Genomic DNA, 10,461 nt, shown 5'->3' with positions numbered 1-10,461 from the left:
ATCCGCCGCAGATCGCGCTCGCTCATCGCTATCAATCCCATCTGCAAACTCCCAGGCATCATTCAGACCCGGGGAGTGTGACATTCCAACTTTGCAGAAACAGGACATTCTAACTTTGCGGCTACACGTCATAATCAGATAATCTATCTTATGGAACTTGGATAGACCTCCAGCAATTACCTCGATGCGGAACCGCCGACGATTTTACAAGCTGCCGCCATAGGTGTGGCTCGACGGTTCGAGCCATCCTGACGAAATTGGTCAATGAAGCATCCATGGCGGCGTGAATCCCGACGCCGCATGTCACCGGGAGTTTCGGAAGCGTCGATGCTCCTGACGGCGCTTCGAACCTCGGCCATCCCGACCCAGATCCGACCGCAGCATTTCTGTCCGTGAAACGCAGGGCAATTTGCTTTGCGCTTGGCGCATCCAGATGCGAGCCAGTGAGCAAGCAAAACCTCAGTGCCTTGAAAATGTGGGAGAAATACTTGGCCAATCCGACGATTATCAGTTGCGCCGTCACGGGCAATATCACGACAGTCGAGTCGACACCCTACCTGCCGATCACGCCCGAGCAGATCGCGAATTCCTGCCTGGAAGCCGTCAGAGCCGGCGCGGCGATCGTGCATATTCACGTCCGGCACCCGGACGGGCGGCCGAGCATGGAATTGCAGCATTATCGCGAGGTGATGGATCGCCTTCGCGCCGCCGATGAGGATGTCATCATTAACCTGACGACCGGACCGGGCGGCCGGTTCGTGCCGGGCGAACAGGAGCCGAGCGTTGCCGGCCCCGGAACCACGCTGCTGCCGCCCGAGCGGCGCGTTGAGCATATCGCCACACTTCGGCCGGAAATCTGCAGCCTCGACTTCAACACGATGTATTCCGGCACCTCGGTGGTGATCAACACGCCGCGCAATCTCGGCATCATGGCGGATATCATCCGGGAAGCCGGCGTCCTGCCCGAACTCGAGGTTTTCGACACCGGCGATATCCAGCTCGCCAACCAGTTCATTCAGGAAGGTCGCCTCGATGCGCCCGCCCTCTTCCAGATCGTACTCGGCGTTCGTTACGGCGCGATCGCCACGCCGGAGACGCTTGCCTATATGAAGTCCCTCTTGCCGGCTGGGTCTCACTGGGCGGCCTTTGGCATCGGCCGTTGGGAGTTTCCCATGCTGGCGCAAGCCTGGCTGCTCGGCGGCCATGTGCGCGTCGGGCTGGAAGACAACATCTATCTGGAAAAAGGCGTGTTGGCGAAAAGCAATGCGGAGCTCGTGAGCAAGGCCGTGCGCATCCTGAAGGAACTCGGCGGCACGATCGCCACGCCCGGTGAGGCGCGCGAAATTCTCAAGCTGAAGAAACAGCTGCCAACGTGAGGCGCCACCCGAAAGGCTGCCAGCGATTTTCCCTGAGCATATTTCAAGACAGAAGCGGAGGAACAGATGTACGACCAGAGTGACCCGAGAGCCAGCCTGGCTCAGGCCGCAAAGCCGAAAACAGGCCATGTCCACAACAGCTATTTCGGCTCGCAGCTTAGCCTTTATTACGGCACTGAGCCGCAGGTCTCGGACGAGAACGGCAGGACCTGGATCAGCCGCGGCCAGAATTTCGTGATAGCTTATGCCGACGGCAAGCAGGGCGGCACCTTCGCCCGCAGCGCCCAACCGGACGAATATGCCCTGATCATTCCGGACCGGGAAACCTCCGTCGAGATCACCACGGCGGACGGAACTACGACCGTTCCGGGCTATTCGGTTGCCTTCATACCACCTGGCGAAAGCAGCATCCGCATGCTGACCGCGGGCAGCATCGTCCGGCTCTTTACGCCGAAATCGAAGGATATGGCCGATGCGGCTTCCAACGCGGACGCCTTTTCAGGCCCGCATCCCAATGTTCCGCCCTTCGAAGCCTGGCCGGTACCGCCCGGTGGCCTGAAGCTCAAGTGGTACACGCTGGACGTTCCCGAAGACCCGTCACGCTTCGGGCGGATCTATCGCTGCACGACTTTCATGGTCAATTATCTGACGCCGCGGGTCGGCCCACGCGAGCGCGACAAGGTCTCGCCGCATCATCATGACGATTTCGAGCAGTGCTCGCTGGCTTTGACCGGCACGTTCACGCACCATCTGCGCTGGCCGTGGACGACGGACATGAATGTCTGGCGCGAAGACGAGCATCTTTACTGCGAGTCGCCATCGGTCTGCGTCATCCCGCCACCGTCGATCCATACGACCACAGCGGAATCGGCCGGCGTGAACCAGCTCGTCGACATATTCGCACCGCCGCGCATGGATTTTTCGCTGAAGCCCGGCTGGGTTCTCAACGAGGACGATTATCCCATGCCGAAGGCTTAAGACGAATACAGAAAGGCCCCCGGAGATTTCCGGGGGCCTTTTATTATGAGCAGGATCGGGAAACGTTTCCGGATCACGTCGGTTGAACGAGGCCGGCATCGACCAGCGGCCGGATGGACTCGATTTCCTTCTGGATGGAAACCCGCATCTGGTCGGGCGTATTGGCGACCGCCGTCAGGCCGAGCGATGTCAGCTTTTCCTTGGTTGCCGGCATATCGGTCCATTCTTTGATGGCGCCCTGGATCGCATTGACGATCTCCGCCGGCATTCCCTTCGGACCGACGGCCCCGAACCACAGCGTCTGGTCGTAATCCTTGAAACCCTGTTCGGCGACTGTCGGCACATCCGGCAATTCGCTCGTGCGCTTCAGCGACGTGACGGCAAGCCCGCGGATCTTGGAGTCTCGCACATGCGGCAGGTAGTTCGACGGTGCATCGAGCGCGAAATGGATATGCCCGCCCAGGAGATCCGTCAGCAGCGGGGGCGATCCCTTGTAGGGGATGTGGTTGATTTCGACGCCGGCCAACTGGCCGATGATCGCCGCTGCGATATGTCCCTTGGTGCCGGCGCCCGGATTGCCGATATTGACCTTTCCGGGATTTGCCTTGGCGTAGGCGATCAGTTCCTGGAGCGACTTTGCCGGAGCAGAAGCGCTCGCGGTCAAGAGTGCCGGGCTTTCCGCAACGATCGTGATCGGCGTGAAATCCACCTGCGGGTCATAAGCAAGGTTCTTCTGAACGACCTTGTTGGCCGCGATCGGCGCGCTGCCGCTGACCATGATCGTGTAGCCGTCTGCGGCCGCACGGGCGAGCTTGCCGCCTGCCAGCGCTCCGGCGGCGCCGGCATGGTTTTCGACCACGAACTGCTGGCCGAACTTGGCCGTCAGCACATCCGCCACCAGGCGCGTGATGATGTCGCTCGTGCCGCCCGGCGGGTAGGCCGAGATAACGACGCCCGGCTTGCTCGGCCATTTGCCGGCCGACCATGCCGTTCCACTTGAGGCCAGCAGGGCTGCCGTGCCACCGAGCACCATGAATTCGCGTCTCTTCATTGTTATTCCTCCCGCTCGTTGATCGAGCCTATGTCGTCAAATTAACGCAACATGTCCCCTTCTCGAACATGAGGCTGCTTCCGTTTCGCTGCTTGGAACGGCCTCCCGCCATCCCTATTCCCCACCGGCAAGCCACCGCTCTTCTCCGGCGTGAAACGCGGCCAGTTCATCCGGTCGGTCGTCGCCCAGGAGATCCGGGTTGACCTTCACACCCCGCACGCTCTGGATATAGGCGAGGAACTTGTAGGATGGCCGCATTGCATTCAGTTGCGCCCAGTCGATCGGAAGCGTTTCGGACGGATTGACCGGCTTCATCACATCCCGTTCGAAGAAAACGTGGAAGGACAAGAGCTTCCAGGCGCCATCCTCCCTGACCGCGCGGGAAAAGAAGCGGCAGAACACATGAAAATCCACTTCAATATCTTCCAACCGCGCGCGGTTGAAGATCATGGCAGGGCTTTCCACTGTCGCCCGGTCGCCGGAGATTTGAGCAAAGGCCGGAAACACCCAGTGTTTGCTATTGCCGGTATTGCTCATCCACTTGCGCGTCGCGTCCACATAGGCGTCGCCGCCATGGCCGTCATACCAGCTGGTGCGGATATAGGCGTCGCGGTGAAAACATGCAGCCATCACGTCGAAACGGCGCTGGTCCCGTGCGAACCGTTCGCGCCGCACGAGATCGAAAAGTTCTTCGCGGTCGAGATGAGCTCGCAGGCGGGCGTCGAAATCATGTGGCATTGGGTCTCCTGTTTTATGTGGATGCGGCTGCGCGAAGGCGCAGGAAACCGACGATCGTCAGTCGACTTCCTGCAGCCCCTCCTCGCGCACTTTGCGGAAACGGGGAGATATGATCGACAGCAGCAGCAGCGCAGCGACGATCAGCGTCCCGAGGCTGAGCGGGCTGGTGAAGAAGACGCTGGCGTCGCCATGCGAGATCAGCAGCGCCCGCCGGAGATATTCCTCCGCCATCGGCCCCAGGATCATGGCGAGGATGAGTGGTGCAGGCTCCGCGCCGACCTTCTTGAAGAAATACCCCAGCACGCCGAACAGAGCCATCATGTAGACGTCGAAGACGCTGTTGTTGATGCTGTAGACGCCGATGGCGACGAAGACGCAGATCATCGGGAAGAGGTAATGATAAGGCACCGAGATCAGCTTTGCCCAGACGCCGACGAGCGGCAGGTTCAGGAACAGCAGCATCAGATTTCCGAGCCACATGGAAACCACGAGCCCCCAGAACAGAGCCGGCTGCTGCGTCAGAATTTCCGGCCCCGGCTGCACACCCTGCACGACCAGCGCACCGATCATCAAGGCCATGGTTGCCGTGCCGGGAAGACCAAGCGTCAGCATCGGGATGAAACACGTCTGGGCCGCCGCATTGTTTGCCGCTTCGGGAGCCGCCACGCCTTCGATCGCGCCCTTGCCGAACTCGGCGGAATGGCGCGAAACCTTCTTTTCCAGCGCATAGGCCGAGAAGGACGCGAGCAACACCCCTGCCCCCGGCAGCACGCCGAGCAGGACACCTATGCCGGTGCCGCGCAGGATCGGCGCGGCCATGCGTTTCCAGTCCTCGCGGGTCGGAAACAGACTGCTGACCTGAGCGATCCCGGCGGAGCGGCTGCGCTCATTCTCGAGATTTGCAAGAACTTCGCCGAGGCCGAAAACACCGGTGGCCACCACGACGAAATCCAGTCCGTCGAGCAGGTTCGGCGTGCCGAAGGTGAAGCGAGCGGCGCCCGAATTGACGTCGGTTCCGATCATGCCGAGCATCATTCCGAAGAGGGCCATGCCGAGGGCTGTGAGCAGCGAACCGCTGGCCAGCACCATGGACGTGATCAGCCCGAGAACGATCAGCGAGAAATATTCCGCGGGTCCGAAGGTCAGCGCAAGGCCTGCGAGCAGCGGCGCCGCGATGGCGATGAAAAGCGTACCGACGGTGCCTGCAAAGAAGCTGCCGATGGCCGCCGCCGCGAGCGCCCTGCCCGCCTTGCCCTGCTTTGCCATCTCATGGCCATCAAGCGTGGTGACGACCGAAGACGCTTCACCGGGAAGGTTCATCAGGATGGCAGTGGTAGACCCGCCATATTGCGAGCCATAAAAAATGCCCGCCAGCATGATCAGCGCCGTATCCACCGGAAGGCCGAAGGTGAAAGGCAGAAGCATGGAAATGGTGGCGATCGGCCCGAGGCCCGGCAGCACACCGACAGCCGTTCCGAGCAGTACGCCCAGGAAACAATAGAGAAAATTCCCAAACGTCGTCGCGGTCGAGAAGCCGAGCATAAGTCCGTTGAATATATCCATGTCGAGGCTCACGATGCGTTGGTTATTGCAGCCAGGTGCCGAGTATAGGTATGGGCAGCCCGATCAGCTTGACGAAAAGAACGGTGCATAGTCCGGAGAAAACCAGTGCGCCGGCAGACGCCTTCCAGTCGAAACGGAATTTGACGCTGGTTGCCGCGCTGAGGACGAGAAGCAGCAGGACGGCTGGCAGAAAACCGAGCGGCTCGATCGCCAGGCCGAAGACCACGACGGCCGCAGGCACCATGAACAGTGCCTTCAAATTGATCGCCGGAAACGCATCGCCCGATGCGGATATCGATCGGATGACGACGCAGATGCCGGTCACGACGAGGAGGCTCGAGATGATGACCGGAAAATAGCCCGGCCCCATTCGCCCTGCTGTCCCGAAAGGATACTGGATTGCGATCCAGAGCGCCACGCAGCCGGTGACGGCAAAAAAGAGCCCTAATATACTGTCTTGACCGATCTTCATCGGCAAACCTCCCAAAATGCGGACAGAAACTCGACCTATGCTTCAGGTCGATGCAAACGATAGGTCATGCAACCGATCCGGCTCCTCCTGCCGAAATCGATGCAGGTCACCCCTCAAGCAGGGTAGCCAAGGATCGCCTTGACCTCGAGATATTCCTCGAAACCGAACAGGCCGAACTCACGCCCGTTGCCGGACTGTTTGTAACCGCCGAACGGCAGGCTGCGGTCGAAGCCGGCGCCATTCAGGTAGACGCGCCCTGCCCGGATGCGGTTGGCAACCTTGCGGGCGCGATCGACGTCCTTCGACTGCACGAAACCCGCCAGCCCGAAGGGCGTATCATTGGCTATCGCAATGGCTTCGTCTTCCGTGTCGTAATTCAGGATGGACAGAACGGGGCCGAAAATCTCCTCTCGGGCGATCGTCATGTCGGGCGTCACGTCGCCGAACACCGTGGGGCGCACATAATAACCGCGGTTCAGTTCGGCAGGGCGGCATGGCCCGCCGGCCACCAGCGTCGCACCCTCGTCAAGGCCGGTCTGGATCAGGTTCTGGACCTTGTCGAACTGCTGCTGGCTGACGAGCGGCCCCATCGTCGATTTCGGGTCGAGCGGATCACCAAGACGAATGCTGTCGACGGCCCTACGGGCTGCGTCGAATGCCTGTTCGCGTTGTGAGCGGTGCACCAGCATGCGCGTCGGCGACTGGCAGTTCTGGCCGGCATTGGTGTAGCAGGCATGCACGCCGGCCTCGACTGAGGCTTCAAGATCGGCATCCGTCAGGATGATGTTGGCGGACTTTCCACCAAGCTCCTGAGCGACCCGCTTGACGGTATCGGCGGCCAGCTTCGCGACCTTGATGCCGGCGGTCGTCGAACCGGTGAAGGACACCATGTCGATTTCCGGATGACCGGCAATCGCTTCGCCGACGGTCGGGCCGTCGCCGTTCACCAGATTGAAGACGCCGGGCGGCAGGCCTGCCGCGTCGATGATCTCCGCAAGCAGCATCGAGCTCAGCGGCGCGATCTCGCTCGGCTTCAGGACCACGGTGCAGCCGGCCGCAAGCGCCGGGGCGACCTTGGAGGCGACCTGGTTCAACGGCCAGTTCCACGGCGTGATGAAACCGCAAACGCCGATCGGCTCGCGGCGGACGATGCCATTGCCCATCCGGTGCTCGAAATCGTAAATCGAAAGCACCCGCACCACTTCCTCGAAATGGAAGAGCGCGACGGTCGCCTGGCGTTCGGTCGAGAAGGTGATCGGCGATCCCATCTCCAGCGTCATCAGCTTTGCCAGTTCCGGCAGGTGTGCCCGAAACCCGGCAATGATCTTTTCGAGATAACCCAGCCGCTCCTCAACACTGGTGTCGCTGTAGACTGCAAAAGCGCGTCTGGCAGCCCGTGCCGCCCTGTCCACGTCTTCGCGCGCACCGAGGCTGATCCGTGCGAACGTTTCCTCGGTCGCCGGGTTGGTAATCCCGATACTTGCCGGAACGGCAGGATCGACCCATCGGCCGTCTATGTAAAACTTCAGTTTTTCCATCGTTCCGTTCATTGCTGCTGGCGTCAAAGAGGTAAGGGATCTCATCGACACTATAGGGCTGGACATGACTGGCAACGCATTCTCGAAGACGTTTCGCCAGACGACAACAAGCCGGCTTGGAAGGCAACCTTATAAATGCCTTCCTTCATCCACCGGCACAATAATCCCGGTCGAACTCGTCAGGTTGACGATGCAGGCAATCACAGCGCGCGCCACGTCATCAGGCGTCGTAACCCGCCCTAGCGGCAGTCTTTCGGCAACCTTTTCCAGCTGCTCGCGGGTGCGGTTCGGAACGAAATCCGTATCGACTCCGGCCGGCGACACGGAAAAGACCCTGACCTTCGGCGCCAGCACCTTGGCAAGCGCGATCGTCAGCGAATCCAGCCCGCCTTTTGCTGCGAGATAGGCGAGGCTGCTGCCGATCCCCGTCCGCGCCGCGATCGACGAGACGTTGACGATGGCGGCATTGTCACCGCGTTCCAGCAACGGACGAAACGCGCGGATCGTCGCGAAGGGCCCACGCAGGTTGAGCATCACGGTCCGGTCGAAGATTTCGTCGGTAAGCCCGTTCAGATCACCGGCAGGAACCGGCGTGGTCGCGCCACCGGAATTGATGAGCGCGTCAATACTGCCGAACCGTTCCTTCACGGCGGCAACAGCCGTATCGATCGAGACGGGATCGTCGATCGAGATGCGCATGGCGACATGACCGCTGCCCTGAAGACCGCTGATCACGTCATTCGCTGCGTCAGGCCGGCTGTTGTAACCGACGACAACCGTCGAGCCCATCTCGGCCAGACGCGCTGCGGTAGCGCGGCCGATCCCGCTGCTTCCTCCGGTGACGACCGCCACTTTGGGGATACGGAGCGCGGGGATATCGATAGCAGTCACATTCTCCTCCAATCGAACAATCAGTCCGCAAAGTCCTTGAGCGCCTTGGCGGCTGCGGAACGGATGAACCCGTGGTCGCTTGAAAGCAGCATGGCGCTGGCGCCAAGCCCTTTGGCGAATTCGAAGTCGTCCTTGTTCGTCGGCAGCATCAGCAATGGGACATTGGCCGCTTGAGCCGCGGCCGCAACTCTTGCGCTGATTTCGGCAACCTTCTTTGCGGCATCCGGATCGTTACCGAAGGAGGCGGTCAGATCGCCACGGCCGATAAACAGGGCGTCGATCCCATCGACACGTGCGATCGCCTCCGCATGTTCTATCGCATCCTGATCCTCGATCATCACGACGCAGGCGACTTGTCTGTCCTGCAAAGCCATATGCTGCACGCCAGTGAAACTCCCCCAAGCGCCTGCACGGGTAAGTCCTGCAAAGCCGCGGCTGCCACCGGCATACCGGCAGCTTTGCGCAACGGCCTGCGCCTTCTCCACCGAGTTCACATGCGGAACCATGATCCCCATCGCCCCGCAATCCAGTGCGGAGAGGATGCTCGCTGCGTTGAATTCTGGCACCCGCACCAGTGGCGCAATATTGGAAGCGCGGGCAGCCAGGATCATCAGGTCCGTTATTCCACGATCGAGAGGCGCATGCTCCTGGTCGATGACGACGAAATCGTAGCCGATATGCCCGAGTATTTCGATCACCTGGGTCGTCGGCAGTTTCAGGAAGGTTCCCAGCATCCGCTCCCGCGCAACAAGGCGTTCGCGAAACGTTGTGAAATTCGGGCGTTGTTCGGTCATCTTGATCTCTCGTCCCCTAGAATGGCCGACATGGTTCGGGCACGGCTGGCGCCATCGCCGGGTCGACGACCAGCACGACTTTGCCGATCTGCCGGTTCTCGTCGAGAATGGCGTGAGCATCCCTCACCTGATGAAATGGCACGGGTTCGTGGATATGCGTCTTGATCTGCCCATCCTCGATCAGCGGCCAGACCTGTGCGACAAGCTCGCGCGCCAGCCGGCCCTTGTACTCCGCCGATCGGGGCCGCAGTGTCGAACCCGTGATCGTCAGACGCCGGCGCACCAGCGACCTGATATTGACCTCGGCGGACTCGCACTCATGGCTGGCAATGAAGACCAGCCGGCCATCGGCCTTCAAGAGATCGAGATGCCGTTGGGTATTCGGCCCGGCCTGTCCGTCGAGAATGACGTCGACACCGGCGCCATCGGTCAGCGCGCGGATTTCCTCGTCCCAGGCACCGCGATAATCCACCGCCGCCTTGGCACCGATCGCCAAGCAGACGTCGCGTTTCTCCGGGCTGCCCGCGGTGGCAAAAACCTTTGCCCCGCGCAGATGCCTGGCGATCTGGATGCCGGCCATGCCGACACCACTCGTGCCGCCGTGGATCAGCAGCGTTTCCCCCTCGCCGAGACGCGCCAGCCAGATCAGGTTGTTCCAGGCGGTAAAGAAGACCTCCGGAAGCGACGCACCCTCGATAAAACTCAGCCCCTTCGGGACCGGCATGCACTGCACGGCCGGCGCGACACAGAACTCCGCATATCCGCCGCCATTCACCAGCGCGCAGACCGGCATTCCGGGCTTCAGGGTTTCGACGCCGGGACCGACCTCCTCAACGAGCCCCGCAACATCAAGCCCGGGAATATCCGATGCACCGGGCGGTGGCGGATAGAGCCCGCGTCGTTGCTGTACATCCGGCCGATTGACGCCTGCCGCAACGACCCGGATCAACACCTCGCCAGCGCCTGGCTGCGGCCGAGGGCGATCGGCGATCCGAAGCACTTCCGGACCACCCGGCCTCTCGATTTCAATGACTTGCACCAGCTCGGACCCGTCGCCGCG

The 10,461-nt window shown here is 61.3% G+C and carries 10 protein-coding genes; 2 read left to right on the top strand and 8 right to left on the bottom strand.

The window, feature by feature from the left end:
- The first annotated feature begins 488 nt into the window (after window positions 1-488).
- Together KX729_RS27015 and KX729_RS27010 are read left to right on the top strand one after the other, a co-directional pair.
- Entirely contained in the window at window positions 489-1,376 is an 888-nt protein-coding gene (locus tag KX729_RS27015) for a beta-keto acid cleavage family enzyme (protein WP_219745595.1), read from the top strand.
- 66 nt (window positions 1,377-1,442) lie between these two features.
- Window positions 1,443-2,354 (top strand): cupin domain-containing protein, encoded by a 912-nt coding sequence (locus KX729_RS27010; protein ID WP_219745594.1) that lies wholly within the window; start codon window positions 1,443-1,445, stop codon window positions 2,352-2,354.
- Between the two features lie 73 nt (window positions 2,355-2,427).
- Here the strand turns inward: KX729_RS27010 and KX729_RS27005 are convergent, their stop codons facing one another.
- The 8 genes from KX729_RS27005 to KX729_RS26970 form a co-directional block, all read right to left on the bottom strand.
- A complete protein-coding gene (locus tag KX729_RS27005) occupies window positions 2,428-3,405 on the bottom strand; it encodes a Bug family tripartite tricarboxylate transporter substrate binding protein (protein WP_219745593.1) in 978 nt (325 codons plus the stop codon).
- A 114-nt stretch (window positions 3,406-3,519) separates the two neighbouring features.
- Entirely contained in the window at window positions 3,520-4,143 is a 624-nt protein-coding gene (locus tag KX729_RS27000; protein ID WP_219745592.1) for a nuclear transport factor 2 family protein, read from the bottom strand.
- A gap of 57 nt (window positions 4,144-4,200) precedes the next feature.
- On the bottom strand, window positions 4,201-5,706 hold the full coding sequence (locus KX729_RS26995; protein WP_219745591.1) for a tripartite tricarboxylate transporter permease: 1,506 nt from the start codon (window positions 5,704-5,706) through the stop codon (window positions 4,201-4,203).
- Window positions 5,707-5,728: 22 nt separating this feature from the next.
- The gene (locus KX729_RS26990; RefSeq protein WP_219745590.1) at window positions 5,729-6,178 is read right to left on the bottom strand and encodes a tripartite tricarboxylate transporter TctB family protein; all 450 of its coding nucleotides are present in this window, start codon (window positions 6,176-6,178) and stop codon (window positions 5,729-5,731) included.
- A 113-nt stretch (window positions 6,179-6,291) separates the two neighbouring features.
- Window positions 6,292-7,716: an aldehyde dehydrogenase family protein gene (locus KX729_RS26985; RefSeq protein ID WP_219745589.1), complete on the bottom strand. Its 1,425-nt coding sequence runs from the start codon at window positions 7,714-7,716 to the stop codon at window positions 6,292-6,294.
- Window positions 7,717-7,845: 129 nt separating this feature from the next.
- Window positions 7,846-8,607 (bottom strand): SDR family NAD(P)-dependent oxidoreductase, encoded by a 762-nt coding sequence (locus KX729_RS26980; protein ID WP_312992139.1) that lies wholly within the window; start codon window positions 8,605-8,607, stop codon window positions 7,846-7,848.
- A 20-nt stretch (window positions 8,608-8,627) separates the two neighbouring features.
- Window positions 8,628-9,401, bottom strand: coding sequence for an HpcH/HpaI aldolase family protein (locus tag KX729_RS26975; RefSeq protein ID WP_219745588.1), 774 nt, complete (start codon window positions 9,399-9,401; stop codon window positions 8,628-8,630).
- A 16-nt stretch (window positions 9,402-9,417) separates the two neighbouring features.
- Window positions 9,418-10,440 carry an NAD(P)H-quinone oxidoreductase gene (locus tag KX729_RS26970; protein ID WP_219745587.1) on the bottom strand — a complete coding sequence of 341 codons (1,023 nt, stop codon included), beginning with the start codon at window positions 10,438-10,440 and terminating at the stop codon, window positions 9,418-9,420.
- Window positions 10,441-10,461 lie beyond the last annotated feature (21 nt).

The organism is Neorhizobium populisoli (assembly GCF_019430945.1).
Taxonomy (GTDB): domain Bacteria; phylum Pseudomonadota; class Alphaproteobacteria; order Rhizobiales; family Rhizobiaceae; genus Neorhizobium; species Neorhizobium populisoli.
The sequence above is the reverse complement of the archived record's forward strand: the minus strand, read 5'-3'. Positions and strand labels throughout refer to the sequence as shown.

Excerpts from the sequence above, each read along its gene's own strand:
- KX729_RS27010 (WP_219745594.1), top strand. The coding sequence starts at position 1,443 with ATGTACGACCAGAGTGACCCGAGAGCCAGCCTGGCTCAGGCCGCAAAG.
- KX729_RS27005 (WP_219745593.1), bottom strand. The coding sequence starts at position 3,405 with ATGAAGAGACGCGAATTCATGGTGCTCGGTGGCACGGCAGCCCTGCTG.
- KX729_RS27000 (WP_219745592.1), bottom strand. The coding sequence starts at position 4,143 with ATGCCACATGATTTCGACGCCCGCCTGCGAGCTCATCTCGACCGCGAA.
- KX729_RS26995 (WP_219745591.1), bottom strand. The coding sequence starts at position 5,706 with ATGGATATATTCAACGGACTTATGCTCGGCTTCTCGACCGCGACGACG.
- KX729_RS26990 (WP_219745590.1), bottom strand. The coding sequence starts at position 6,178 with ATGAAGATCGGTCAAGACAGTATATTAGGGCTCTTTTTTGCCGTCACC.
- KX729_RS26985 (WP_219745589.1), bottom strand. The coding sequence starts at position 7,716 with ATGGAAAAACTGAAGTTTTACATAGACGGCCGATGGGTCGATCCTGCC.
- KX729_RS26975 (WP_219745588.1), bottom strand. The coding sequence starts at position 9,401 with ATGACCGAACAACGCCCGAATTTCACAACGTTTCGCGAACGCCTTGTT.